This window comes from Streptomyces sp. NPDC058291 (genome assembly GCF_042880855.1).
In the GTDB taxonomy this organism is placed as follows: Bacteria; Actinomycetota; Actinomycetes; order Streptomycetales; family Streptomycetaceae; genus Streptomyces.
Genome location: NZ_JBHVYK010000027.1, coordinates 62,215 through 88,263, shown reverse-complemented (window position 1 = coordinate 88,263; position 26,049 = coordinate 62,215). Strand labels below are relative to the sequence as shown.

General features: G+C 72.3%; 22 protein-coding genes and 1 pseudogene. 11 read left to right on the top strand and 12 right to left on the bottom strand.

What is annotated here, in order from left to right; all coding sequences use genetic code 11:
• Nucleotides 1-128: 128 nt before the first annotated feature.
• The 4 genes from pstS to ACFVYK_RS16620 all read right to left on the bottom strand — a co-directional run bounded on the left by pstS (nt 129) and on the right by ACFVYK_RS16620 (nt 5,639).
• Nucleotides 129-1,259 (bottom strand): phosphate ABC transporter substrate-binding protein PstS, encoded by a 1,131-nt coding sequence (gene pstS / locus ACFVYK_RS16635; protein WP_389774038.1) that lies wholly within the window; start codon nt 1,257-1,259, stop codon nt 129-131.
• Nucleotides 1,260-1,600: 341 nt separating this feature from the next.
• Complete coding sequence (locus tag ACFVYK_RS16630; RefSeq protein ID WP_389774035.1) at nt 1,601-2,035, bottom strand: NUDIX hydrolase; 435 nt, start codon at nt 2,033-2,035, stop codon at nt 1,601-1,603.
• Between the two features lie 21 nt (nt 2,036-2,056).
• Complete coding sequence (locus ACFVYK_RS16625; protein ID WP_389774033.1) at nt 2,057-3,427, bottom strand: CHAD domain-containing protein; 1,371 nt, start codon at nt 3,425-3,427, stop codon at nt 2,057-2,059.
• A complete protein-coding gene (locus tag ACFVYK_RS16620; protein ID WP_389774030.1) occupies nt 3,408-5,639 on the bottom strand; it encodes an RNA degradosome polyphosphate kinase in 2,232 nt (743 codons plus the stop codon). The genes ACFVYK_RS16625 and ACFVYK_RS16620 overlap by 20 nt, the downstream gene beginning before the upstream one ends.
• A 309-nt stretch (nt 5,640-5,948) precedes the next feature.
• Here ACFVYK_RS16620 and ACFVYK_RS16615 point away from each other — a divergent pair, with 309 nt between their 5' ends.
• The 5 genes from ACFVYK_RS16615 to ACFVYK_RS16595 all read left to right on the top strand — a co-directional run bounded on the left by ACFVYK_RS16615 (nt 5,949) and on the right by ACFVYK_RS16595 (nt 10,602).
• Nucleotides 5,949-6,497 (top strand): RNA polymerase sigma factor, encoded by a 549-nt coding sequence (locus tag ACFVYK_RS16615; protein WP_389774027.1) that lies wholly within the window; start codon nt 5,949-5,951, stop codon nt 6,495-6,497.
• A gap of 67 nt (nt 6,498-6,564) precedes the next feature.
• Nucleotides 6,565-7,407, top strand: a complete 843-nt coding sequence (locus ACFVYK_RS16610) for a zf-HC2 domain-containing protein (RefSeq protein WP_389774024.1) — start codon at nt 6,565-6,567, stop codon at nt 7,405-7,407.
• A 59-nt stretch (nt 7,408-7,466) separates the two neighbouring features.
• Nucleotides 7,467-8,384 carry an ABC transporter ATP-binding protein gene (locus ACFVYK_RS16605; protein ID WP_389774021.1) on the top strand — a complete coding sequence of 306 codons (918 nt, stop codon included), beginning with the start codon at nt 7,467-7,469 and terminating at the stop codon, nt 8,382-8,384.
• Nucleotides 8,381-9,934 (top strand): ABC transporter permease, encoded by a 1,554-nt coding sequence (locus ACFVYK_RS16600; protein ID WP_389774019.1) that lies wholly within the window; start codon nt 8,381-8,383, stop codon nt 9,932-9,934. The genes ACFVYK_RS16605 and ACFVYK_RS16600 overlap by 4 nt, the downstream gene beginning before the upstream one ends.
• A complete protein-coding gene (locus ACFVYK_RS16595) occupies nt 9,922-10,602 on the top strand; it encodes an ABC transporter (RefSeq protein ID WP_389774017.1) in 681 nt (226 codons plus the stop codon). The genes ACFVYK_RS16600 and ACFVYK_RS16595 overlap by 13 nt, the downstream gene beginning before the upstream one ends.
• 354 nt (nt 10,603-10,956) lie before the next feature.
• Here ACFVYK_RS16595 and mshD read toward each other — a convergent pair whose 3' ends face one another.
• Complete coding sequence (mshD, locus tag ACFVYK_RS16590; RefSeq protein WP_389774015.1) at nt 10,957-11,883, bottom strand: mycothiol synthase; 927 nt, start codon at nt 11,881-11,883, stop codon at nt 10,957-10,959.
• 158 nt (nt 11,884-12,041) lie between these two features.
• Here mshD and ACFVYK_RS16585 point away from each other — a divergent pair, with 158 nt between their 5' ends.
• The 4 genes from ACFVYK_RS16585 to ACFVYK_RS16570 all read left to right on the top strand — a co-directional run bounded on the left by ACFVYK_RS16585 (nt 12,042) and on the right by ACFVYK_RS16570 (nt 16,421).
• Nucleotides 12,042-13,853, top strand: coding sequence for a bifunctional metallophosphatase/5'-nucleotidase (locus ACFVYK_RS16585; protein ID WP_389774012.1), 1,812 nt, complete (start codon nt 12,042-12,044; stop codon nt 13,851-13,853).
• Between the two features lie 242 nt (nt 13,854-14,095).
• Nucleotides 14,096-14,230, top strand: coding sequence for a hypothetical protein (locus ACFVYK_RS16580; protein ID WP_389774009.1), 135 nt, complete (start codon nt 14,096-14,098; stop codon nt 14,228-14,230).
• Nucleotides 14,231-14,296: 66 nt separating this feature from the next.
• On the top strand, nt 14,297-14,431 hold the full coding sequence (locus ACFVYK_RS16575; RefSeq protein WP_389774007.1) for a hypothetical protein: 135 nt from the start codon (nt 14,297-14,299) through the stop codon (nt 14,429-14,431).
• A gap of 97 nt (nt 14,432-14,528) precedes the next feature.
• Nucleotides 14,529-16,421: an ABC transporter ATP-binding protein gene (locus ACFVYK_RS16570; protein WP_389774005.1), complete on the top strand. Its 1,893-nt coding sequence runs from the start codon at nt 14,529-14,531 to the stop codon at nt 16,419-16,421.
• Between the two features lie 184 nt (nt 16,422-16,605).
• Here ACFVYK_RS16570 and ACFVYK_RS16565 read toward each other — a convergent pair whose 3' ends face one another.
• The 7 genes from ACFVYK_RS16565 to ACFVYK_RS16535 form a co-directional block, all read right to left on the bottom strand.
• Nucleotides 16,606-18,777, bottom strand: coding sequence for a pectinesterase family protein (locus ACFVYK_RS16565; RefSeq protein WP_389774002.1), 2,172 nt, complete (start codon nt 18,775-18,777; stop codon nt 16,606-16,608).
• 89 nt (nt 18,778-18,866) lie between these two features.
• On the bottom strand, nt 18,867-20,342 hold the full coding sequence (locus ACFVYK_RS16560) for an ATP-binding protein (RefSeq protein ID WP_389773999.1): 1,476 nt from the start codon (nt 20,340-20,342) through the stop codon (nt 18,867-18,869).
• Nucleotides 20,339-21,076 carry a response regulator transcription factor gene (locus tag ACFVYK_RS16555; RefSeq protein WP_389773996.1) on the bottom strand — a complete coding sequence of 246 codons (738 nt, stop codon included), beginning with the start codon at nt 21,074-21,076 and terminating at the stop codon, nt 20,339-20,341. The genes ACFVYK_RS16560 and ACFVYK_RS16555 overlap by 4 nt, the downstream gene beginning before the upstream one ends.
• A 121-nt stretch (nt 21,077-21,197) precedes the next feature.
• A complete protein-coding gene (locus tag ACFVYK_RS16550; RefSeq protein WP_389773994.1) occupies nt 21,198-21,407 on the bottom strand; it encodes a hypothetical protein in 210 nt (69 codons plus the stop codon).
• A 31-nt stretch (nt 21,408-21,438) separates the two neighbouring features.
• The gene (locus tag ACFVYK_RS16545; protein WP_389773991.1) at nt 21,439-22,632 is read right to left on the bottom strand and encodes a S1C family serine protease; all 1,194 of its coding nucleotides are present in this window, start codon (nt 22,630-22,632) and stop codon (nt 21,439-21,441) included.
• A 153-nt stretch (nt 22,633-22,785) separates the two neighbouring features.
• Nucleotides 22,786-23,808: a LacI family DNA-binding transcriptional regulator gene (locus ACFVYK_RS16540; protein ID WP_389773989.1), complete on the bottom strand. Its 1,023-nt coding sequence runs from the start codon at nt 23,806-23,808 to the stop codon at nt 22,786-22,788.
• Nucleotides 23,809-23,913: 105 nt separating this feature from the next.
• Nucleotides 23,914-24,702, bottom strand: coding sequence for a response regulator transcription factor (locus tag ACFVYK_RS16535; RefSeq protein WP_389773987.1), 789 nt, complete (start codon nt 24,700-24,702; stop codon nt 23,914-23,916).
• 530 nt (nt 24,703-25,232) lie between these two features.
• Here ACFVYK_RS16535 and ACFVYK_RS16530 point away from each other — a divergent pair.
• A complete protein-coding gene (locus ACFVYK_RS16530; protein ID WP_389774047.1) occupies nt 25,233-25,487 on the top strand; it encodes a MoaD/ThiS family protein in 255 nt (84 codons plus the stop codon).
• A 1-nt stretch (nt 25,488) separates the two neighbouring features.
• Nucleotides 25,489-26,049, top strand: a pseudogene (locus tag ACFVYK_RS16525) (hypothetical protein); the annotation flags it as partial.

Genomic DNA, 26,049 nt, shown 5'->3' with positions numbered 1-26,049 from the left:
ACGGCATATGAACCCGCGGCCGTGACCCGGCGCCCCCAGCCGCCCCCCCCGCCGCCCCCCCCACCCGTGGCCCCCCGCCGGCCCCCCCGCCCCGGGGCCCCCCCCCCGCCCCCCCCCCGCCGCTCAGATCAGCTCAGGTCCTCGATGGTGGTGCGGACCTTGGAGATGATGGCGTCGGGGATCGGCGCGTAGTCGATGCCCGAGAGGATGCCCTGGCCCTCCGTGCCGGCGATGTAGCGCAGGAACGCCTTGGTGGCGGGCAGGGTGTCGGCCTTGTTGCCCTTGTCGCAGGCGATCTCGTACGTGACCAGGGTGAGCGGGTAGGCGCCGTCGGCCTTGGTGTTGTAGTCCAGCTTCAGCGAGAGGTCGCTGCCCGTGCCGACGACCTTCGCGGCGGCGACGGCCTTGGTGGCGCCGTCGGAGGACGGCTTGACCGGCGCCGAGGCGCCCGTGTTGACGGCGACGGTGCCCAGGCCGTCCTTGGCGTAGGACAGCTCCATGTAGCCGATCGCGCCGTTGGTCTGCTTGACGCCCTGGGCGACACCGGAGGAGCCGGCCGCGGCCTGGCCGCCCTTGGCCTGCCAGGCCTTGCCGCCGGAGTACTTCCAGTCGCTCGGGGCGGCGGCGATCAGGTACTTGGTGAAGTTGTCCGTCGTGCCGGACTCGTCGGAGCGGTGGTACGGCTGGATCTTCAGGTCGGGAAGCTTCGCGCCCGGGTTGAGCTTGGCGATCGCGGCGTCGTTCCAGTTGGTGATCTTGCCGTCGAAGATCTTGGCGATCGTGGAGGCGTCGAGCACCAGGTTGTCCACGCCGGAGACGTTGTAGGCGACGGCGATCGGGCCGGCCACCATCGGCAGGTCGATGCCCTGACCGCCCTTGCAGACCGACTTGGAGGCGGCGACGGCGTCGGGCTTGAGCGCGGAGTCCGAGCCGGCGAAGGCGACCTGTCCCTGCGTGAACGCGGTGACGCCGGCGCCGGAGCCGGAGCCCTTGTAGTTGACCTGGACGCCGGAACAGGCCTGGGTGAAGTTCTTCACCCAGGCGTCGATCGCGTTCTTCTGCGCGGAGGAGCCGTCGGCGAGGAGCTGGCCCTTGGCGTCGTCGCACTTGATGGACCCGGCGGCCGCGGTGGCGGAGGAGCTGCTGCCGCTCTTGCCGGAGCCGGTGTCGTCGGAGCCGCACGCCGTGAGGGCCAGGGCGCCGGAGACGGCGAGAGCACCGAGGGAGAGAGCCCGCCGGTTCATGCGCTGAAGCTTCACTTGGGGGAGGTCCTTCCAGGAGCCGCCGTCCTGAATCCGGCGGCGTGCGGAGAGTGCGAAGTCTGACGTGCGGAGAGTGCGAAGTCTGATAGGTACGACACGTCCCGCTCGGTCGCGAGCCGCACCGCGTAAGGCCGAAATTAGACAGATCAGGTGAAGGCCCTTACGGGCACGAGTGAACGGCGGGTGAACCCCTGCCGTCGGTGCGGTTAGGTCACGGAACGCTCACGTCGAGGACACGGGGTGATTCCGGCCGCGGGGGCGGGGCCGGGGCGATCCGGGAGGGGGGAGCCGGGCTCTCGCCGGGCGGGGGCGGTCGCGGGGGCGGTCCTGCGCTCCTGTCACGTCAGGCGCAGGACGTGCAGCAGGGCGTCCACGAGGGAGCGGTCCCGCGGCTGGGTGAGCCGGTCCCGGGCGGCCGGCGGGGGCAGCCAGAGGAGGCGGTCGACCTCGTCGTTCGGGGCGAAGGCGCCGGACACGGCCTCGGCGGCCCAGTAGCGGACCTCCTTGGGGCGGCCGTTCGCCTCGTACTCCACGGTCGGCAGGCGGGCGCCGGGGACGGCCCGGTGGCCCGTCTCCTCCTCGACCTCGCGCAGAGCGCCCGCGAGCGGGTCCTCGCCTCGTTTCAGCTTGCCCTTGGGGTGCGACCAGTCGTCGTACTTGGGACGGTGTACGAGACACACCTCCAGCGTGGCGTCCACCGGGGAACGGCGCCACAGCACGCAGCCCGCCGCCCGGACGACGGCGTCGTCCGCGGGGTCTCCCGCCGTGCTCACCGGGTGCTCACCGCCTGCCTGTCAGGGTGTGCCGAGGGTCAGCTTCTGCCACGACCGCTGGAACGCGTAGCGCGCCGCCTCCACCTCATGGCGCTGGTCGGCGTGGAGCACGCCGAGCGCGTACGCGGTCGCGGGCGCGATCCGGGGAGTGCGGGCCGCCTGCGCCGCGGCGGACGCCGCCTCCGAGGCGTCCCGGTGGCGGTCGAGGGCCTCTCCCGCGCCGAGCAGCCGGACGTCGAGGGGGGCGTCGTCGCCGTGGACGATCTCACCGGCGTACCGGTGCAGCCGCAGGAGCAGGCGGACCTGATGCCAGGGCGCGTCCTGCGGGTGCGGGGCCGGGTCCGGGGAGAGGCCGTGGAGCAGGGCCTGCGCGTTGTACGGACTGCCCGCGGTGATCAAGGGAAGGGCGGTCACCGCGTCGGCGAGGCGCTCCTCGGCCGCTCGGGCCAGCGGCCGCAGGTCGGCGGCGGAGGCGGCGGGTGTGAGCGGGACCTCGCTGGCGAGGACGGCGATCCGGTCGGCGACGGCGTGGAAGCGCGAGGAGCCGAGGGCCTGCAGCGCCGTGGAGTGCGCCCGGGTGCGGGCGAGGGTCAGCTGCCGGTCCAGAAGGGCGCCCGCCTTGGCCGCGCCCACGGTGAGGCTGCCGCGGTCCGGGGCGGCCGGGTGGGCGCCGGCACGCTCGCCGCCGGCTCGGGCCGCACCGGCCGTACCGGCCGTCTGCGCCTGTAGAGGTGCCTGTACCTGCGGCTGCGTCCGGACCGGTGCCTGCTCCTGTGCCTCCACCGGCGCCTGTAGGGGCGGGTGCGGGTGCGGTTGAGTCTGAAGCTGAGTCCGCGTCTGTGCCCGTAGCTGTGTTCGCGTCTCGGGCTGCGTGTGGGCCGGGGACGGCCCCGGCGGGGGAGTCGTCGTGGGGACGGGCGTCTGCGCGGGGGGCGGCGCGGGCGTCGGGCCCGACAGCCGGTTCAGCGCCAGCAACAGCCGCTCCAGCCGGGCCCCGTACGCCTGCTCCAGCGCCAGCGTGCCCGACAGCCAGACCAGTTCGGGCCGGATGCCCTCCGACCACTCGGGGTCCAGGAGAGGGCGGAAGGTGTGCAGGCTGCCGCTGATGCGGCGGGCCGAGCGGCGCAGGGCGCGCACCGCGTCCACCCGCTCCTGAGGCGGGCCGAACGCCGTGCCGTGCTCGCCCGCGCGCGGATGCGCCCGGCCGGCGGGGCCGCCCGCGAGCGACGAGCCGTGCGACGGGGCGTGCGACGGGGCGCCCCCCGACTCCCGGTGCAGGCGCAGCGCGCGCAGGAACTCCGTGGCCTGGGCCCGGAGGTAGCCCGCGAGGGCCTCCCCCGTCGTCGCGGTCCCGGCCACGGGGCCCGTCAGGTCATGGTGTCGCTGTGCCACGCCGGCGCCTCCGGGCGTCTATGAGCATCTCCTGGACGTTGCGCAGGGGGCCGCCGTCCGCGTCGGTCGCGTGCCGGGTCCATTCGCCGTCCGGGCCGAGGTGCCAGGAGGCGGTGCCGTCCGACATGCCGGTCTCCAGCAGCCGGTTCAGGGACGCCCGGTGGCCCGGGTCGGTGACCCTGACCAGCGCCTCGATACGGCGGTCGAGGTTGCGGTGCATCATGTCGGCGCTGCCGATCCACACCTCGGGCTCGCCGCCGTTGCCGAAACCGAAGACCCGGGAGTGCTCCAGGAAGCGGCCGAGGATGGAACGGACCCGGATGTTGTCCGACAGGCCGGGCACGCCCGGGCGCACCGCGCAGATCCCGCGCACCCACACGTCGACCGGCACACCCGCCTGCGACGCCCGGTACAGGGAGTCGATGAGGGCCTCGTCGACGATCGAGTTCACCTTGATGCGCACATGCGCCGGCCGTCCCGCGCGATGGTGCTGGATCTCCTTGTCGATGCGGGAGATCAGGCCGTCGCGCAGCGACTTCGGGGCGACCAGGAGACGGCGGTAGGTCTCGCGGCGGGAGTAGCCGGAGAGCCGGTTGAACAGGTCGGAGAGGTCCGCGCCGACCTGCGGGTCGGCGGTGAGCAGGCCGAGGTCCTCGTAGAGGCGGGCCGTCTTCGGGTGGTAGTTGCCGGTGCCGACGTGGCAGTAGCGGCGCAGCGTGTCGCCTTCCTGGCGGACCACCAGCGACAGCTTGCAGTGCGTCTTGAGACCGACGAGGCCGTAGACGACGTGGCAGCCGGCCTCCTCCAGCTTGCGCGCCCACTTGATGTTGGCGTGCTCGTCGAACCGGGCCTTGATCTCGACGAGTACGAGGACCTGCTTGCCGGACTCCGCGGCCTCGATGAGCGCGTCGACTATCGGCGAATCGCCCGAGGTGCGGTACAGGGTCTGCTTGATGGCCAGGACGTCCGGGTCGCCGGCCGCCTGTTCCAGGAACGCCTGCACGGACGTCGAGAAGGAGTCGTAGGGGTGGTGCAGCAGGACGTCCCGGCTGCGCAGGGCCGCGAAGATGTCCGGCGGGGACGCCGACTCGACCTCGGCGAGGTCGCGGTGGGTGCCGGCGATGAACTTCTTGTACTTCAGCTCGGGCCGGTCGAGGCCGTGGATGCGGAAGAGGCCGGTGAGGTCGAGGGGGCCCGGCAGCGGATAGACCTCCGCCTCGGAGACCTTCAGCTCGCGCACCAGCAGGTCGAGGACCTCGCGGTCGATGGACTCCTCGACCTCCAGGCGCACCGGCGGCCCGAAGCGGCGCCGCATGAGCTCCTTCTCCAGGGCCTGCAGGAGGTTCTCCGCGTCGTCCTCCTCGACCTCCAGGTCCTCGTTGCGGGTGAGCCGGAAGGCATGGTGCTCCAGCACCTCCATGCCCGGGAACAGCTCCTCCAGGTGGGCGCCGATGACGTCCTCGATGGGGACGTAGCGGCCCGGGGAGCTCTCCAGGAAGCGGGACAGCAGCGGCGGCACCTTGACCCGCGCGAAGTGCTTGTGGCCGCTGACCGGGTTGCGCACGACGACCGCGAGGTTCAGCGAGAGACCCGAGATGTACGGGAAGGGGTGCGCGGGGTCGACCGCGAGGGGGGTCAGGACCGGGAAGATCTGGTGCCGGAAGAGGGTGAACAGGCGTGCCTGCTCCTTCTCCGTCAGCTCGCTCCAGCGGACCAGGTGGATACCCTCCTCCGCGAGGGCGGGGGCGATGTCCTCGTGGTAGGTAGCGGCGTGCCGGGCCATGAGCTCACGGGAGCGGGCCCAGATCATCTCCAGCACCTCGCGCGGCTGGAGGCCGGAGGCGGAGCGGGTGGCGACGCCGGTGGCGATGCGGCGCTTCAGCCCGGCCACCCGGACCATGAAGAACTCGTCCAGGTTGCTGGCGAAGATCGCGAGGAAGTTGGCCCGCTCCAGAAGAGGCGTCTCCGGGTCCTCGGCCAGTTCCAGAACCCGCTCGTTGAACGCGAGCCAGCTGCGTTCCCGGTCGAGGAAACGACCCTGCGGGAGTTCGGGGCCGTCGTAGGGCGCCTCCTCGTAGGTGTCGAGGTCGGCGTCGATGTCGGGCTCCAGATCGGAGACGACGGCAGCCACGGTGTGCGGGCGGTGCGCGGCTATGGAGCCCACGGAGGGCTGCGTGTGCTGGACCTCGGCCTGGGTGTCTGACTGGCTCATGTACCCATTCTTCCGCGCGAACGGGGAGACAGGCGCGTCGGAACGTGCGGGCGGGATCGCGGCGGAGCCCTGGTGGGGCTGGAGGCCCTCGGGGGGCGGCGAGGGCTCGGGCGCGGCGGGCGTCATTCGCCGAGCGTCGCAAGGTCGTCTTAACCGGCGGTTACGGAGACATGGCGTGCGGGATAGCGGGGGGCGGCTCGCGGGGGTCGGGCGGGGCCCGAAGGGTGGGGGGCGTGTGGCGCGGGCGGGTCCGAAAAGATCGTGGGCCGAACCGTGAACCGATCGGCGGGGCTCGTCCGATGAGGAGATGTGAGCGAAACGAGAAGCGACGGGGAGCTGCTGCGGGCCATCGCGGCGGACCGGGACCGTCACGCCTTCGAGGAGCTGTACCGCAGGTACGCCCCCTGGCTGACCGCGCGCATGCGCGGCCGGTGCGCCGACGCCGGGATAGTCGACGACGTCGTCCAGGAGACGTTCCTCGCGGTGTGGCGCGGCACCGCCCGCCACCGTGAGCAGGGCTCCGCCGACGCCGCCGGCTGGCTGTGGCGCATCGCCGCCCGTCGTCTGGTCGACGCCATGCGCGGCGACGGGGCGCGCGGCCGGCTGCGCCAGGCGCTGGGGCGGTTGCGCCACCGCGACGAGGCCTCGGCGGAGGAACGCGTGCTCGCGGGGGTGGAGCACGGGGACCTCGCCGGGGCCCTCACCCGCCTCTCACCGGAGCTGCGGGCCGTGCTGCAGGCCACCGTCATCGACGGGCTCACCACCCGGGAGGCGGCCGTTCTGCTCGGCATCCCGCCCGGCACCGTCAAGACGCGGGCTCTGCGGGCCCGCAGGCAACTGCGGGAGGCGTTGGCATGAGGCGGTACGTGTGCGGAGCAGGCCTGCGCGCTCGCGCGGGCGACGAGCAGTCGACGGAGGTCGTGGCATGACGTGGCACGTGGCGGAGGACGACCTGCGCGCCTATGCGCAGGGGGAGCTGGCACCACCCCTGCTGTGGTCCGCCGACGCGCATCTCACCGGGTGCGCTTCCTGCCGGGCCCGGCTCTCCGCGGCCGCCGACCCGGTCGCGCTGGACGCCGCCTGGGAACGGCTGGACGCCGAACTGGACGCGCCGCGGCCGAGCCTGATCGAGCGGCTGCTGGTTCGGCTCGGCGTGGCCGACCACACCGCACGGCTGCTCGCGGCCACGCCGGTGCTGCGCCGCTCCTGGCTGCTGTCGGTGCTGTTCCTGCTGGTGATGACGGTACTGGCGGTGCGCATGGCGGATCAGCCGGCGCTGTTCCTCGCGCTCGCCCCGCTGCTGCCGCTCGCGGGGGTCGCCCTGTCCTACGGCCCCTCCCTCGACCCGACGTACGAGATGGCGGTCGTCGCCCCGCTGCACGGCTTCCGGTTGCTGATGATCCGCACGGTGGCGGTGCTTACCGCGGGTCTGGTCGGCGACGGCCTGGCGACGCTGGCTCTCCCGGGGTACGGGCTGCTGGCCCTGGCCTGGCTGCTGCCGGCGCTCGCCCTGACCGGGACGGGGCTCGCACTGAGCGCCCGGCTGGGTCCGGTCCTCGCGCCCGCCCTGGTCGGCGGGGGGTGGCTGGCGCTGCTGGCCGTGGCCAAGGTGCAGGCGCAGGCGCACGCCACGCTCGCCCCCTTCACGGCGGCAGGCCAGGGGACCGCGGCGGGGGTGGCGGTCCTCGCCGCCCTGCTGCTCTACCAGGGCCGGGACCGCTTCGACGCACGCCCCCTGGGCGGCTTCCAGGACGGCCGCGCCATATGACACGCCGTCCCGGCCCCGAGCCGGCCCCCGCCCGCCCATCGGATCTCCAGGAGTCCCACATGACCACCGCATCCGCCCCCGGACCCGTCCCCGGCCACAGCGGCCGAGCCGCCGCCGGCCCCGCGACCCTGGCGGCCGACGATCTGTCCCTGCGCTTCGGCGGGACACGGGCCCTCGACGGGGTCTCGCTGCGGCTGAGCCGCGGCGTCACCGGTCTGCTCGGTCCCAACGGGGCGGGAAAGACGACCCTGCTGCGGGTGCTGGCCACGGCCCTCCCGCCCGACGGCGGCCGGTTCACGGCCCTCGGCCACGATCCCGGCACCGCGTCCGGGCGGCTCGCCCTGCGCCGCACGCTCGGCTACCTGCCCCAGAACCCCGGGTTCCACCCGGACTTCACGGCCTTCGACTTCGTCGACTACGTGGCGATCCTGAAGGAGCTGACCGACCGCGCCGCCCGGCTGCGCGAGGTGCGGCGCGTGCTGGACGCCGTCGACCTCTCCGAGGTGCGCGGCACCCGCCTGAAGCGGCTGTCCGGCGGTATGCGCCAGCGCGTCGCCCTGGCCGCCGCACTCGTCGGCGACCCCGGCTTCCTCGTCCTGGACGAACCGACCGTCGGCCTGGATCCCGAACAGCGGATGCGTTTCCGGGAGTTGATCGCTCAGGCGGGCGAGGGCCGCACGGTCCTGCTGTCCACCCACCAGACGGAGGACGTGGCGATGCTCTGCCACCGCGTCGTGGTGCTGGCCCGCGGCCGCGTCCGCTTCGAGGGCGCCCCCGCCGAACTGACCGCGCGTGCGGCGGGCCGGGTCTGGAGCAGCGCCGAACGCGACCCCGACGCCCTGGCCGGCTGGCGCACGGGCACCGGCGCCTTCCGCAACGTCGGCGACCCGCCGAAGGGCGCCGACCTGCTCGAACCCACCCTGGAGGACGGCTATCTGCTCACCCTCGACGGCGACGACACGGCGGTGACGGCATGAACACCGCGACGGCCACGCATACCGAACCGGCGCCCGAGCTCGCCGAGCCCGCGCGCGGGGGCCACCAGGCCCGAGCCGTCCTGGCCCTCGCCCGCTTCGAGGCCCGTGAGCTGCTCCTCCAGGTCCCGATCCTGCTGACCTTCGCCCTCTACGTCGGCTACGTCGCCCTGCGGCTCATGGGCCAGGACGGCATGGACGACTACCCCGTCCTCAACACGGTCGACCGGCGCACCCAGGCGGAACCTCTGCTGTTCGCCATCGCGGTGTTCATCTGCTGCAACGCGGCCGCGCTGCGCTCCCGCAAGAACGGCACGGCGCAGCAGTTCGACGTCCTGGCCATGGAGCCCTGGCGGCGCACCCTCGCCCATGCGCTGTCCGTGATCCCGTACGCGGCGCTCACCGCGCTCGTCGTCGCCGCCGAGTTCGGCCGGGAGGCGCTGAAGCCCGGCGCTGTGGGCCGCGGCTCCGTCGGGGAGCTGGCCGTCGGACCCCTGACCGTTCTGCTGGCCGGGATCATGGGGGTGCTGCTGGCCCGTCTGCTGCCCTCCTCCTTCATGCCCATACTGGTCACCATCCCCCTCTATCTGATCTTCGCCGTCGCCTCCGCGGCGGGCGACGGGGGCAAGTGGGAGGGCTGGCTCTCACCGGTCCTGTTCGTCGCCGAGACGGGCGGCGACCCGGTCCCCACCGATCTGCTCGGCCGCCCCGCCGCCTGGCACGCGCTGTATGTGACGGGCCTGTGCGCCGTGCTCGCCTGCGTGGCACTGCTGCGGTCCGGCGGCCGTACCCGGGCCGTCAAGGCGGCTGCGGTCCTCGCCCTCGCGGTCACCGCGGTCGGCGCGGTCGGCCAGTTCCCGCGCGACGCCCGGGCGCTGGACGCGACCCGCAGGACGGCGGCCGAGGCTCCGGAGAAGGTCCAGTCGTGCGCACGGCACGGCCGCTCGACGTACTGCTCGTTCGCCGAGTGGAGCGGTGTGCGCTCGCATTGGGCCGAGGTCGTCGACCGCCTCCGGTCCGCGGCCGGCGGCACGGCGGCCCAGGCGCCCCTGACGATCCGCCAGCGCGTCCCCGTCGGCGACGAGGTGGAGGTCGACAGCGCCCTCGATCCCTCGTCCATTCCGGGCGAGGTGACCGTGGGCACGCGCTGGGGCGGCAACCGGGTCCCCGAGTTCGCGGTCGGCGCCGCCGTGGTCCTGGTCGGGGGATCGGAGGACATGACGACGCAGGAGACGTGCGACGACGCGCGCCCGGTGACCGTCATGTGGCTGGTCCTGAGCACCGACCCCACCCCTGTGGAGACCTTCCGCAACGTACGGCTCGACGACAGCGTCAGCGGTTCGGGCCAGGTGCTGGCCCCGACGAACGGTCTGAGCCTGACGGGCCCGCAGACGACGGTGATCCGGGAACTGCTGGAGCGTCCTCGTGCCGAGATGACCGCCCGCGTCAAGGCTCACTGGGCGGAACTGACGTCCGCGAGCACGACGACCGCTCAGGCCGCGAAACTGCTGGGCGTCAAGGCTCCCGAGGAGGCGGAGAAGTGCGAGGAGTAGGGCAGGCGGAGGCGAGAAGGACCCCGGCGGGGCTGCTCCGGTCGCTGGCGCCGCCGGTGTGGCGTTCCCTTCCCTGGCGGCCGCTGACCGTGGCCGGCGGGCTGGGCCTGCTGGCGGCGGGCACGCTCCGCCTCCCGGACCACGCGCCGGACGTCGCGGCGGGCCTGCGGGCTCTGCGTCTCATCGCGCTCATCGGCGCACTGGGTTTGGCCTTTCTGCTGGACGACCCCGCCCGGAACGCCACGGCGGCGACCCCGGTGGGCCGGCCCCGGCGGACCCTGCTGCGGCTCGTCCTGGTGGGCCCACTCACGGTGGCCTGGTGGGCTGCGGTGCTGCTGCTCGTACCCGCTGCGGCCCGTCCCGCGCTCGGTCCGGCCACCGTCGAGGCCGCGGCGACGGCCGGGGCGGCCCTCGCCCTCGCGGTGACCGCCGTCCGCTTCACGGACTCGGCGGCGGTGGGCAGGGGCGCGGCGATCCGGCTCGGCCTCCTGGCCGCCGTGACGCTGATGGTCCCCGGCCGCTGGGGGCTGACGGGCACGCCCCAGGACCCGTACTGGGCCGCCACCCAGATGAGATGGGCGGTGGTTCTGGGGGTGACGGCGGCGCTCGGCGCGCTGTGGACGCCGGAGCCGTTGAAGGGCTCGCGCTATGGACGCCGGAGCCGTTGAAGGGCTCGCGCTATGGACGCCGGAGCCGTTGAAGGGCTCGGGAAGACGCGGCTCACGCCGACCCGGCGGACCGGCGGGCGAGGCCCGACGAGGTCACCCCACCGCGGGAGCCTGAGGACGAGCCTGCGAGGGGGCCAGGCCGCGAGGGGGCCAGGCGGCGAGGGGGCCAGGCGGCGAGGGGGCCAGGCGGCGAGGGGGTCAGGCGGCGAGGGGGTCAGGGGGCGAGGGGGTCAGGCCGCGAGGGGGCCAGGCGGCGAGGGGGTCAGGCGCGGAAGGGGGGCGGAAGGCGGCGAGGGGGCCGGACGCGGAAGGTGGGCGGAAGAGGGGGGCGGAAGGCGGCCAGGGGGAGGGGGCTCACGTCTCCGAGCGGTACATCAGGTCCGTTTCATGGGTGACGAAGCCCAGCCGCTCGTACACCGACACCGCCGCCTTGTTGTCGGCGTCGACGTACAGCATCGCCGTGGGCAGTTCCTGTGCCGCGAGATGACGCAGGCCGATCGCGGTGAGGGCCTTGCCGAGGCCGCCCCCCTGGGCGCCGGGGGCTACGCCGAGGACGTACACCTCGCCGAGCTGCTCCTCGGCGTGGACCTTCGTCCAGTGGAAGCCGACGAGCCGCTCGCCGCGGAAGGCGAGGAAGAAGCCGGCGGGGTCGAACCAGGGCTGGGAGATGCGGTCGTCCAGGTCACGCTGGGTGAGGGAGCCCTGCTCGGGATGGTGCGCGAAGGAGGCCGCGTTGACGGCGAGCCAGGCGGAGTCGTCCTGGCCGGGCACGAAGGCCCGCACGCTCACGCCCGCGGGCAGCACCGGCTCGGGCAGTTCGAGGTCGGTCAACGGCCTGCGCATCTGACGCAGTTCGCGGAACAGCGTCAGGCCGAGGACTTGGGCGAGGTGCCGGGCGGCGGAATGGCCGCCGTGGGCCCACACCCGGAGCCGCTTGCCGGAGGCGGCGAGCAGCGCAGAGCCCAGCGCCCGGCCGTGTCCGTGCCCGCGGTGGGAGGGGTGGACGACGAGTTCGGCGGCAGGCGCCTCGACCGGGTCGGTGTCCTCCAGCTGGGCGTAGCCCACGAGTTCGCCGTCGAAGGTGAGGACCAGATGACAGACGCCGTCGCGGGGGCCTCCGCGCAGTTGCAGCCGGCCTTGTTCGGACACCGCCTGCTGGCCGTCCGTCCGGGCGGCCGCCGCGAGCAGTTCGAGGACGGCCTCGGCCTGGCCGGGGGAGAGCTCGGCGTGGGTCTCGATGGATCGGGAGCCGGGGATCCGTGCGATGTCGTCGCTGGTCATGCGTATGAGGGTAAAGGGCGGACGCCGCAAAGTGGGGGCAAAGCAGAGGGTAAAGGGAAACCAGGATGTAACCACGAACCCCCTGTCGCGCTACGCGCGTTGACCTTAGGCTGCGCCGGACGGGAGCCACCTATTCCCAGCCGACAACAGGGGGGCGCATGCCAGCCACTTCCCAGCCGCACCGGACCGACAGACGCGGCCGACGTCTTTCGTACCGTCTCGTCGCGGCCTCCGCGGTGCTCGCCACCGCCGGTGCTCTTGCCGCCGCGCTCCCGGCGGACGCCCACGACGGCAAGCACGGCAAGCCGCTGCCGAGCCGCTACCAGGACGTGCAACTGCTGTCCTTCAACGACCTGCACGGCAACCTCGAACCGCCGTCGGGTTCCTCGGGCCGCGTCACGGAACTGCAGCCGGACGGCACGACGAAGACGATCGACGCGGGCGGTGTGGAGTACCTCGCCACCCATCTGCGTGAGGCCCGCGAAGGCCACCCGTACTCCATCACCGCGGCCGGCGGCGACATGGTCGGCGCCTCCCCGCTGATCTCGGGCCTGTTCCACGACGAGCCCACCATCGAGGCGCTGAACAAGCTCGACCTGGACGTCACCTCCGTCGGCAACCACGAGTTCGACGAGGGCGCGAAGGAACTGGCCCGGCTGCAGAACGGCGGCTGCCACCCGACGGCCGGCTGCTACACGGACAAGAAGTTCCGGGGCGCCGACTTCCCGTACCTGGCGGCCAACGTCCTGAACGAGAAGACCGGCAGGCCGATCCTCCGCCCGTACTGGGTCTGGAAGAAGAAGGACGTCAAGATCGGCTTCATCGGCGTGACGCTGGAGGACACCCCGGGCGTCGTCTCCGCCGAGGGCGTCAAGGGCCTGAAGTTCAAGGACGAGGTCGAGACGATCAACAAGTACGCCAAGGTGCTGCAGAGGCAGGGCGTGAAGTCGATCGTGGCGCTGATCCACGAGGGCGGTCTGCCGTCCTCGGGCGCGTACAACTACAACTGCGACGCGGCTGGCGCGGGCGCGGGCCTCTCCGGCCCGATCGTCGACATCGCGAAGAACGTCACGCCGGCGGTGGACGCGCTGGTGACGGGACACACGCACGCCGCGTACGCGTGCACGATCCCCGACCCGTCGGGCAAGCCGCGCACGGTCACCTCGGCCGCGTCCTTCGGCCGCCTCTACACCGACACCACGCTGACGTACGACCGCTACACCGGCGACATCGCGCGCACGGCGGTCAAGTCGGCGAACCACGTGGTCACCCGGACCGTCGCCAAGGCGCCCGACATGACGCAGCTGATCAGCAAGTGGAACACCCTGGCGGCCCCGGTCGGCAACCGCGCGATCGGCTACATCTCCGCGGACGTCCCCAGCACGGGCACCGAGTCCCCGATGGGCGACCTGATCGCGGACGCCCAACTCTGGTACGGCAGGAAGCTCGACCCGGAGACCGACCTCGCGCTGATGAACCCGGGCGGCGTCCGGGCCGGCCTCACCTACGCGGCCAAGGCCGCTGAGGGCGACGGCGTGGTGACCTACGCCGAGGGCTTCACCGTGCAGCCCTTCTCCAACACCGTGAACCTGCAGGACTTCACCGGCGCCCAGCTGATCCAGGTCCTCAAGGAGCAGGTGAGCGGGACGAACGCGAGCGCCCCGAAGATCCTGCAGCCGTCCGCCAACCTGACGTACACGCTGGACCTGACCAGGAGCGGCGCCGACCGCGTGGTCACGGACTCCATCAGGCTCAACGGCGCGGCGATCGACCCGGCCGCCACCTACCGCGTCTCCACCAACAGCTTCCTCGCGGGCGGCGGCGACGGCTTCACCACGCTGGGCCTGGGCACGAACGACCTGGTCGGCACCGACGACCTGACCGCCCTGGAGCAGTACCTGACGGCCAACTCCTCGGCCGCGGGCCCGCTGGCCCCGCCGGCGACGAACCGGATCACGATCGTGCAGTAGCGGTAGCTCAACACCAGCACCACGCACAAGGCGGCCCCGTCACCGACGGGGCCGCCTTTCTGTATTAAAACCTGTGTGAGCAACCGTTCGGTTCCCCTTTCCGGCTGAATTTCGTCTCAGTCGCATTTAATCGAGGTCTCAGCCGAATCGGCTTTTTCTTCCCCCGGTGTCCCGTAGTGTTTTCCATGTCGAAAGCGAACACGCGAAAGTGAACGCAGCGAACAGAGTGAAGGGAGAACGTCATGAGCTTCCACAAGGTCGCCCCGGTGAAGAAGGCGCGCAAGTCGGCTGTCGCCCCGGCTCCGAAGCCCGTCCACCAGAAGAAGGCCGCTCCGAGGCCCGCGCCGAAGCGCCGCCCGGTGTCGCACAAGGGCTGAGTATCACCTTCACAGCAGCACACAGTCATGCATAGCTGACACCGAACGAATGGAAAGGGAATTCCTATGAGCTTCCACAAGATCGCCCCCGTGAAGAAGACCCGCAAGCCCGTCGCCCCGGCCCCGAAGCCCGCGCCGAAGAAGAAGGCCGCGCACCAGCCGGCCGCGCCCAAGCGGCGTCCGATCGCGCACAAGGGCTGACGGCACGCCACGAGGCGGGGTCACCGGCGGGAGCCGGCGACCCCGCCTCGGCCGTGCCTGCCTCCGTACACGACAGGGAGTCGAGGGAGTCGCTGACATGAGGGAAGCCCGTGCGGCCTTCCGCCGTTTTTGGCCGCTGAGCCGCGGCGACCGCGGGTGGATGCTGGTGATCGTGGCGTGCGTGGTGGTGTCCGCGCTCGCCGAGACGGCGTCCATCCTGCTGTTCGCCGAACTGACCGACCACGCCCTGAAGCAGGGCTCGCTCTCCGCGTTCTGGGGACCGGCCGGGGCCTGGCTGGGCGTCGCCGTGCTCGGCGCGGTCGTCGGGTACCTGGGGAACTCGCTCGCGACCTGGACGGCGGAGCGTTTCGTCCTGCGTCTGCGGGCCAAGGTCTTCGGCCACCTCCAGGGCCTGCCGCCGCACTTCTTCCAGCAGCACCGCCGGGGTGACCTGGTGGAACGGCTCACCGGAGACGTGGAGGCGATCGAGCAGCTGGTCGTCTCCGGTGTCGTCGGCACGATCGCCGCGGCCTTCTCCGCCGTCTTCTACGCGGCGGCGGCCCTCTGGCTGCGCTGGGACCTGGCCCTGGTCACCTTCGTCCTTGCTCCCCTCTTCCTGCTGGCCGCCCGCCGGTTCTCCGGCCACGTCAAGCAGACCGCACAGGACGAACGGGTCGCCGACGGCGCGATCACCTCGGTGGTGGAGGAGTCGCTGGGCAACATCGTGCTGACCCAGGCGTACAACCGCCGGCGCGACGAGGAACGGCGGCTCGACCGGGAGGCGCGCGCCTGGCTGCGGGCGAGCGTGCGCGGGGCGCGGCTGAGCGAGATGTACGAGCAGTTCGTGGAGGTCGTCGAGACGGTCTGCGTCCTGTCGGTGATCGGCCTGGGCGTCTGGGAGATCTCGGCCGGCCGGATGACCCTCGGCGCGCTGCTCGCGTTCGCCGCGTTCATCGGCTACCTCTATCCGCCGGTGCGCAGTCTCGGCCAGCTGGGGCTGACGGTCACCGCGGCCACGGCGGGGGCGGAACGCATCGCCGAACTCCTGGACGCCAGGCCGTCGGTCGAGGATCCCGAAGTCCCCGTCCCGGCTTGGCCGGTGCGCGGCCGGGTCGCCTTCCACGGCGTCACGTTCGGCTACCCGCAGACAGCCGGTCACCTGGAGGCATCCGGTCACCTGGAGGCATCCGGTCACCTGGAGTCAGGCGGTCACCTGGAGTCAGGCGGTCACCTGGAGTCAGGCGGTCATCCGCAGCCGGGCGGGCGCTCGCGGGCGGGTGGCGCTCGCACCTCGCTGAAGGACGTGACCTTCACGGTCGCCCCCGGCGAACTGGTCCTCGTCACCGGCCCGAGCGGGGCCGGCAAGTCCACCCTCGCCAGACTGCTGACCCGGTTCTACGACCCGACCGAGGGCACGATCCGCCTCGACGGAGTCCCGCTGACGGACCTGCCGCTGGAGTTCCTCCGGGAGAACGTGGCGTTGCTTCCCCAGGAGACGCTGATCCTCAACGGCACGATCAGGGAGAACATCGCCTGCGGGCGGCCGGGCGCGACGCAGCCGGAGATCGAGGCGGCCGCGCGCGCGGCGGTGGCGCACGGGTTCATCACGGCGCTCCCCGAGGGCTACGACACCCGCATCGCCCCGGGGACCGCGGCCCTCTCCGGCGGCCAGCTCCAACGCGTCGCCATCGCCCGGGCCATGCTGCGGTCGGCCCCGGTGCTGGTGCTGGACGAACCGACCGCCGGCCTCGACGCGGTGGCCGCCCGCCAGGTCGTCCAGCCGTTGCGCAGCCTGATCTCCGGCCGGACGACGCTCATGATCACCCACGATCTGAGCCTGGCCCCGGACGCGGACCGCATCCTCGTGGTGGACGAGGGCCGGCTGGTGGACACGGGCCGGCACGACGAGCTGATGACCCGGTGCGAGGTGTACGCCCGCCTGGCCCGTCCCTGGCCGACGGACGACACGCTGGTCCTGCGCGCCCGGTGAACGCCCCCGCGCCCTGCCGGTCCGACTCCTGGGCCTCCCGGGCGGCTTCGTCCCGGCGGGATCGAGGTCGCGGGCATGTCCCTGGCTCGCGGTCCCGGCGATCGTCCCGATGGCCGCCGTCGGCGTCGGCTACGCGGCGGGCGGGTAGCCGGCGCCGGTCACGTCAAGGCGCGCGCCGATCAGGTCAGGACGCGCTGGGGGTCCAGTCCCCCAGCCAGTCCGCGACCTCCTGGCCGGCGGCCTGCGCGTCGGTGAGCTGAGGGCGGTCGGTGCTCGCGGCACCGGCCCCCGCGCCCTTGTTCCGGTACTCGGCGAACCGGTCGTCCTTCCAGGAGAAGCCGCTCATGTCGGTCCAGGGCGCGGCCTTGATCGCGGCGCTCAGGGTGGTGTCGCGGACGGTGGCCTGCGGGTCGAGGCTCGCGTCGCCGCCGGCGTGCCAGGGGCGGCCGAGGTAGAAGCTGCGGTCGGACACGTCACCGTTCACCGTGGAGTCGGTGATCAGGATGCCCTTGCGGCCGGCGGCGGTGCTGGGGGCGGTGACATACCCGGCCGAGGTGCCGTTCCAGCGCTTCTTCAGCGTGATGACCGACCTGTCGATCACCGCGGTGGCGCGGCCGAAGATGAAGTCGACGTTGCCGACGACATAGGAGTCGGCCATGTAGACGCGGCCCAGCCTGTCCTTGGACGCGGTGTCCACCAGCAGGGTGTCCTGGTCGCCGCTGACGATGACACCGTCCAGGAACACCTTGTCGGCGGCGGTCCGCAGGGCGACCGCCTGGCCGGCGATGTCCTGGTGGGCCCCCTCGTCGAAGTCGTTGGAGATGGTCAGGTTGCGGGCCTGGAAGTCGTCAGCCTCGACCGCGACGGTGGCGCTGCCACCGGTGCCGTACGTGCCGCCGCCGGGCTTGGGGGTGCCCGACGCGTTGTTGTAGACGATCGTGGTGTCCTTGCGGCTGCCGCCGGTGCCCCGGATGGTGACGTGCGGCTTGTTGGACGGCACCTTGACCAGCTCGCGGTACGTGCCCGGCTTGACGGCGATCACCACGCGCGAGGGGTTGTTCGCCGGGACGGCGTTCACGGCGGCCTGCACGGTGGAGTACTGCCCGCTGCCGTCCTTGGCCACGGTGATGGTCGCCGCGGCGGCCTGCGCGGCGGCGCCCTTCGTCGTGGCCCCGGTCGTGGTCTTCGTCGTGGCCGTCGTCCTCCTCGCGGCGGCCGTCGGCGCCGTGCCGATCGAACTGCGCGGACCCGCACCCGACTTGAGCAGCGCGGGCAGGTCCGCCGCCTTGTCGAGCGTGTACGCGTAGTACGTCTTCGGGTCCCAGGCCGCGCCCGTGCCGCCGCTCTCGTTCCTGCCGCTCGTGCCGGAGAACACGTTGCCGCGCTGGACGAGGGTGGCGGTCGCGTCCCGGATGACGGGGTTGGTCATGCCCTGGAAGTAGGAGTTCTCCAGGACCATGTTCGTCCTGCCGCGCGCGTAGTCGCCGTAGGAGGACTTGATGTCCGTCCCCGCCACGTCCTCCAGGAAGTTGTCGTACAGGTGGGCGTGGGCGACGTTGTCCGTGGAGGGGTTGCGCTGCTCGGTCTCGCGGATCCAGTTGTGGTGGATGGTGATGTCGGCCGTGACGTTGTCGGTCCAGCCGATCCCGAACGCCTTGTTCTCCTGGCTCAGCTTGTTCCAGGAGACGGTCAGGTAGGTGGTGTCCTTGCGGCTGTCGATGAGCCCGTCGGCCATGTGCCGGATGTCGTTGTGGTCGATCCAGACGTGGTGGGCGCCGTCCATCTGGATGCCGTCGTAGTCGTGCTCCTTGTCGTTCCAGACGCCCTGGTAGGCGTCCCGGATCGTCAGGTTGCGGATGATCACGTTGTGGACGCCCTGGCCGAGGAAGAAGCCGCCGCCGACGATCTGCCCGGCGGTTCCCGAGCCGACGATCGTCTTGTCCGACCGGACCTTGATCTCCTTGCCGACCGGGTCCATGGTGATCGTCGCGGCGACCACGATGACGTACGGCTCGGCGGCCGTCGCGTACTTCTCCAGGTCGGCCAGGGTCTTGACGGTGACGGTCCTGCCGTCCCGGCCGCCGTAGGTGCCGTTCTGCCCGAGGGCGTCGACGGAGGCGAACCCGTCGGCGGAGGCGGTGGCCCAGGCGGGCCGGGCCGCGGTCGCGGCGGAGGCCCTCGCCTGTCCTGCCGCGCCGAAGAGGCCGAGGTCCGTGCCGTAGGCGAGGGTGCAGGCGGCGATCAGGGCGAGGGGGACGCCGGCCGTCAGCGCCTTCCTGCTTCTGCGGTGACGGGACCTGGCCGGCGGCACGGCCGTCGGGGCCGGCTCGGACGACGTGCGGCGATGCTCGCTCATACGGCGAACCCTTCCGTGCGGGGGGAGGGGGGCTTGACTGCGGATGAGTCGCCGCCCGACGCGGAAAGGTTGCCGAACTCGGCCGACTTCTAGGGAAGTTCGGACGACGCGACGGCGGGGTCCTCCGGCGGAGGGGTAGGCGCACCCGGCAGCCGGATCGTGGCCACCGTGCCGCCGCCGTCCGCGCGGGCCAGGGTGACCTGGCCGCCGGCCTGTTCCACGGTGCGGGCCACGATCGACAGACCGAGGCCCGAGCCGGGCAGGGCGCGTGCGCCGGGGGAGCGCCAGAAGCGGTCGAAGACGTACGGGAGTTCCTCGGCGGAAATGCCCGGGCCGTGGTCGCGCACGGTCAGCGTCCCGTCCGCGAGCCGCACGTCGACCGTGCCGCCCTCGGGGCTGAACTTCACCGCGTTGTCCAGGACGTTGACCACCGCCCGCTCCAGCGCGGCCGGCTCCGCCCGGGTGTACCAGGGCGTCAGCGAGGCGGTGATGGTCAGCTCGGGCCCGCGCAGCCGGGCCCGGCGCAGCGCCGACTCGACCGCCTCCTCCAGCGAGACCACCTGCACGCGCTCGCCGCGCTGCCCCTCGGAGCGGGACAGTTCCTGCAGGTCGCCGATGAGCGAGGCGAGTTCGGTCATCTGCGCCTTGACGGATTCCAGCAGCGCCTTGCGGTCGGCGGCGGGGATCGGACGGCCCGTGTCCTCGCTGCGGGTGAGCAGCTCGATGTTGGTGCGCAGGGAGGTCAGCGGGGTGCGCAGCTCGTGCCCGGCGTCCGCGATCAGCTGCTGCTGGAGCTCGTGGGAGCTGGCCAGGGAGGCGGTCATCGAGTTGAAGGAACGGGAGAGCCGGGCCACCTCGTCCTCGGCGTCCTCCTCGACGGGGATCCGCACGCTCAGATCCTCGGTCCGGGCCACGTGCTCGACGGCTTCCGTGAGCTTGTCGAGGGGCCGCAGCCCGGCCCGCGCGACGGCGAGACCGGCGGCGCCGGCGCCCACGACTCCGACGCCGGAGACGAGGAGCAGCAGGAGGGCGAGGTCGTTGAGGGTGGACTGGGTGTTCTTGAGAGGGAGAGCGATGAGCAGGGCGGCGTTGGAGGTGTTCTGCGTGGACGAGTCGGTGACCGTGAATCCCGGCAGGGTGAGGACTCTTACGTCGTCGCCCTCCGCGTCGGTGCCGTTGCGGTACACGCCGCGCGAACCGTTTCCCCGCTGGATCAGGTCGGTGTCGGCCTGAGTGACCTTGACCGCCCCGACGGAGAACGGCATGACGCAGGACTTACCGTCCTCCGTGACCACTTGGTAGTACGTGTTGCGCGGTCCGTTGCCGAAGTCCTGCGAGGCCCTCGTCGTGCAGTTGTTGACCGCCGCCGTGGCCTGGTCCTGCAGCCGGGACATGTTGAGCGACTTCTGCAGGTCTTGGTCGACCTGGTCGTACAACTTCCCCTGCACGATGAACCAGCAGGTCACCGATACCGCGGCCACCGCGAAGGCCACCGCGGCGGCGACCAGCATCGACAGCCGGGCCCTGATGGGCAGGGTCCGGAACCGCCGTACGATCCTGTTCACTCGGCCCCGCCCTGTCGCAGCACGTACCCCACGCCCCGCACGGTGTGCACGAGGCGCGGCTCTCCGCCCGCCTCCGTCTTGCGCCGCAGGTACATCACGTACACGTCCAGCGAGTTGGAGGACGGCTCGAAGTCGAAGCCCCAGACCGCTTTCAGGATCTGCTCACGGGTGAGGACCTGGCGCGGGTGCGCCAGGAACATCTCCAGCAGGGTGAACTCCGTGCGGGTCAGTTCCACCGGGCGGCCGCCCCGCGTCACCTCCCGGGTGGCGAGGTCCATGCGCAGGTCGCCGAAGGTGAGGGCCTCGTCCTCGTCGAGGGCTCCGGCGCCGGCCGCCGCCGCGTAGGAACTGCGCCGCAGCAGGGCCCGCACCCGGGCGAACAGCTCGTCGAGTTCGAACGGCTTGACGAGGTAGTCGTCGGCGCCCGCGTCCAGTCCCGTGACCCGGTCGCCGACCGTGTCGCGGGCCGTCAGCATCAGGATGGGGGTGGTGTCGCCCGCGCCCCGGATGCGGCGGGCCGCCGTCAGGCCGTCCATGCGCGGCATCTGAATGTCCAGCACCACCAGGTCCGGGCGGTAGGCCGTGGCCTTCTCCAGGGCGTCCGCGCCGTCCACGGCGACCTGCGTGTCGTAGCCCTCGAAGGCGAGGCTGCGCTGGAGTGCCTCGCGCACCGCCGGCTCGTCGTCGACGATCAGGATGCGCTGGGTGTCACGGTCGCCTTCGGCGGGGCTCATGGGCGTGGATTCCTCGGGTGCGGTGGGACGACGGGAGGCCGGTCCTGCTGAACGTGCTGAGTGCGTTCAGCGTCGCACGGTTCCCGTGGGCTGCGTAAAGGGTGGACCGGGGAGCGGGGGGTCAGCCGCGCATCGCCGCGAGCCGGTTCAGCGGCACCTTGCGCCGGTGTGGGCGGGCCGCCGTGGTGCGCAGGCCCATCAGCTGCGGGGCGGCGAGCTCGGGCGCGCGGACCGCCGCCGTCGGCGGGTGCAGCTCGGACGCCACGTCGAGGGCCAGGGCGAGGTCGGCCGCGCCGACGCCGGTCACCGGGTGGGAAACCTGCTGGATCATGACGTACTCCCTGGCTCGGTCGGTGGTGGGTTCAGCTGTCGGAGCCGCCGGCCCGCAGCGTGGCGAGGTCGGCCTTGACGGTGTTGATCGGGATGGCGAAGCCGAGGCCGACGCTGCCGGCGTCGGAGGAGGACGAGCCGGCCGCGGCCGAGTACATCGCGGAGTTGATGCCGATGATGTTCCCGCCGGCGTCGATGAGCGCGCCGCCGGAGTTGCCGGGGTTCAGGGAGGCGTCCGTCTGCAGGGCCTTGTAGGTCGTCGTGGACGAGCCGGTGTCGCCGTTGAACTGCCGGCCGCCGAACTGGAACGGCCAGTTGCCCTCTCCGCCGCCCTGCTGGCTCTGGCTCTGGCCCTCGTCCGTGGAGACGGTGACGTCCCGGTTCAGGGCGGAGACGATGCCGCTGGTGACGGTGCCGGTCAGCCCCTCGGGCGAGCCGATCGCCACGACCGTGTCGCCGACCTTGACGCCGTCGGAATCGCCCAGGGTCGCCGCCTTGAGTCCGGAGGCGTTCGCCAGCTTGATCAGCGCGAGGTCCTTCTTGCTGTCGGTGCCGACGACCTTCGCGGTGTAGGACTTGCCGTCGCTGGTCGTCACCTTGATCGAGTTCGCGCCGGAGACGACGTGGTTGTTGGTGACGATCTCGCCGTCACGGGTGATGATCACGCCGGAGCCGGTGGACGTGCCGTTGCTGAGCGTGGCGCTCACCTCGACGACGCTCGGGCTGACCGTGGCCGCGATGGTGGCCACGTCGCCCGTCCTGCCGGTCGGCACCACGCTGGTGGTGGTGGACGAGGAGACCACCGTGTCCTTGCCGGTCAGCTCCTGGATGCCGTAGGCCGTGCCGCCGCCTATCGCGGCCGCGACGATCGCCACGGCGGCGAGCAGCGCCAGCGGGCCGCGGGTGCGCTTCTTGCCGGCGGGGGGCGTGGGCCCGTCGGCCACCGGGGGGATGTGAGCGGTTCCGCCGCCGTGGCCGTCGCCCGCGCCGCCGGCGGTCTGCGCCTGCCACACGGCGGTGGGCTCGACCGGCGCCTGCGCGGCCGGCCGGTGAGCCGGCGGGGGCGGCCACTCCGGGTTCACCGGGGAGGGGGTCACGGGAGCGGAGGACGCGGGGGACGAGGACGCGGGGGGTGAGGCGTACTGCCGGGCGTCCTCGTACGGGGCCTGATAGGGGGCCTGGTACGGGTTCTCGTACTCGCCGCTGCGGCGGAAGCTCTCGGTCATGGACAAAGCTTCTCGCCCGACCATGAGAGCTCCCTGAGTGCTCCCTGAGAAGGCCGCCAGAACCTCGTATGCCCGATATAAAGACCGAACCGCGCGCAGGGCGGTCCCTCTCAGACAAGCTTCATGGAGCCTGCCGAAAGCCGCCCGCGGCGGTTACTCGCAGCCGCAGGAGCGGCGGGCGACCAGGCGCGACGGGAACACCTTCAGCCGCTCGCGCCGCGAGCCGGCCACCCGCAGGCCGTCGTCCAGGACGAGGTCGACCGCGGCGCGGGCCATGGCCGAGCGGTCCGAGGCGATGGTCGTCATGGGCGGGTCGGCGAGCGCCGCTTCCTTGATGTCGTCGAAGCCGATCACGGCCAGCTCGCCGGGCACGTCGATGCGCAGCTCGCGGGCCGCGCGCAACAGGCCGATCGCCTGGTCGTCGGTGGAGCAGAAGACGGCCGGCGGCCGGTCCGGGCCCGACAGCAGCTCTAGGGAGACGCGGTAGGCGTCGTAGCGGTTGTACGGCGCCTCGAAGAGCCGGCCCCGCGTGCTGACGCCGGCCTCGTCCATCGCGCGCCGCCAGCCCTCGACGTGGTCGGAGACGGGGTCGCCGACGGACGGGGTCTCCGCGGTGCCGCCGACACAGGCCACGTACGGGTGGCCGTGCTCCAGCAGGTGGCGTACGGCGAGCTGGGCGCCGCCGAGGTCGTCGGTGACGACGGCGACGTCGTCGATGGCCTCGGGGCGTTCGTGCAGCAGGACCACGCGCGCGTCCCACGCGTCGATCTCGGCGGCCGCCTGGTCGTTGAGCGCGTGGCTGACGAGGATGAGGCCGGAGACCCGCATCCCGAGGAACGCCCGCAGATAGTGGACCTCGCGCTCGGCGACGTAGTCGGTGTTGCCGACCAGCACCATCTTCCCGCGCTCGGAGGCGGCCTGTTCGACCGCGTGCGCCATCTCGCCGAAGAAGGGCTGACGGGCGTCCGGGATGATCAGGCCTATGAGGTCGGTGCGCCGGGACGCCATCGCCTGGGCGACCCGGTCGGGCCGGTACCCCAGCTCCTTGATGGCGGCGAGGACACGCTCGCGCGTGGCCGGGGCGACCGGCCGGGGTCCGTTGTTGATGACGTAACTGACGACGGCGGTCGAAGTCCCCGCCAGCCGCGCCACATCATCCCGAGTCACCTTTGCCACGCGCGGAGTCTACGCGGATGGACCCGCTCTGGGCAGGGCGAACGGAAGCTTCCCTGTGCGGGAGCAACGCCCTGTCCGAGCAGGTGCGGGGTCTACCGGCGGGTACTACGCCTCCGCCGCGACCTCGGCGGCGTCCCGGGCGGCCGCGTTGTCCGCATCCTCCGTCTTTGCCTGCTCGGACCGGTCCGCCTTGGCCTTCGCCTCGTCGGCCGCGCGCTCCCCCTTCTCCGGGGTAACGAATCGATAACCGACGTTGCGGACGGTTCCGATCAGCGACTCGTGCTCGGGCCCGAGTTTGGCGCGCAGGCGCCGTACGTGGACGTCGACCGTGCGGGTGCCGCCGAAGTAGTCGTAACCCCACACCTCCTGGAGCAGCTGGGCGCGGGTGAACACCCGGCCCGGGTGCTGGGCGAGGTACTTCAGGAGCTCGAACTCCTTGAAGGTCAGGTCCAGGACCCGGCCCTTCAGCTTCGCGCTGTAGGTCGCCTCGTCCACCGACAGGTCGCCGTTGCGGATCTCCATCGGGGAGTCGTCGGCGACGATCTGCTGGCGGCCCATGGCCAGCCGCAGACGCGCCTCGACCTCGGCCGGGCCCGCGGTGTCCAGCAGCACGTCGTCGATGCCCCAGTCGGCGGTGACGGCCGCGAGGCCGCCCTCGGTCACGACGAGGATGAGCGGACAGCCCGGGCCGGTGGAGCGCAGCAGCTGACACAGGCTGCGCACCTGGGGCAGGTCACGGCGGCCGTCGATGAGGATGACGTCCGCGCCGGGGGTGTCGACGAGGGCGGGGCCTTCCGCCGGGGCCACCCGCACGTTGTGCAGCAGCAGGCCAAGGGCCGGCAGCACTTCCGTCGAGGGCTGGAGAGCGTTGGTCAGGAGCAGCAGAGAACTCATATGTCTGGTTCCTCCTTGGTCCCTGCGTGGGGCCCCTCCCGCGCCTTGGGGCAGTGGGGGAGTCGTGCGGCACTGCGGCTGTTGCGGCACTGCTCGCGTTCCCGGGGCCCGTACACCCACGGCCACCTGGTGTTTCCCACCCGGCCGCCCTGTCGTATACAACGCTTCCGAAAGCACGAAAGGACCCGGGGGCTGCGCTGCCCGAGTCCTCTGTCCAGCAGAATAGCCCACATGAGCAGGGGTCCGGCAGGTCATGTGGCACGTCCCACCGTTCGTCCGCATGCCGAGACGGGCAGGTGCGCACCATTGCGGACGTTTCTGACCACGGTCGACGGCATTTCCCTCGATTCCGTATACGAACCTGGTCCGGTCGTATACGACGCCTGCGGGTCACCCGCCGCCCCCCGGTGGCACGCCGCCGACGAGGGCCTGTCGGCCCGCATCGGGGACTGGGCGGTCGCGCGGGCGGGCTAGCCTGGGCCCTGTTGACCACCGAGATGCGACGTGGACGAACTGACGTGAGGGACGAGATGGCACAGGTCACGGTGCGCTACTGGGCGGCCGCCAAGGCCGCGGCCGGCGTCGCCGAGGAGCCGCACGACGCGGCCACGCTCGCCGAGGCGCTCGACGCCGCGCGGACGCGACACCCCGGCGAACTCGTGCGTGTCCTGCGGCGATGCTCGTTCCTCGTCGACGGTGACCCCGTGGGCACCCGCGCACATGAGACGGTACGGCTGGCCGACGGCGGCACGGTCGAGGTGCTCCCGCCGTTCGCAGGAGGGTGAGATGACCGACCAGCCGTACGACGCCTCGTATCAGGGGGACCGCCCTCACCAGGGTTACCCAGGCCACGATGGCTACCAGGGCCAGCAGAGCCACCAGGGCCAAGGGGCGCATCCGGGTCACGAGAGCCACGAGGGTGACGACCCCCACGCCCGGCAGCAGCGTCGGGCGCAGGCCGGCCAGGCCTGGCCCGGGCAGCACCAGGGGCACGACGACCCGCAGGCCCACCTGCAGTACACCCAGCAGTGGCAGGGCCAGACCTGGGAGACCAGCGTGCAGCAGCCGGTCACCGCGGCCGACCCGGCCCGGACCGCCTACCTGCCGCCCCAGTCCGGCGACGGCCCGGCCTACGGCGACCAGCACCCCGCGTACGGCGACCAGCGGCCCGCGTACGGCGACCAGCGGCCCGCGTACGGCGACCGACAGGCCCCGTACGGCGACGCCCACGCGTACGGCGGTTCCTCCGCCCACGGCAACGCTGCCGCGTACGGCGGCTCGTCCGCCCAGGGGGACTCTTCCGCGTACGGCGACTCCGGCGGGTACGGCGACCCGTCCGGCCACGGC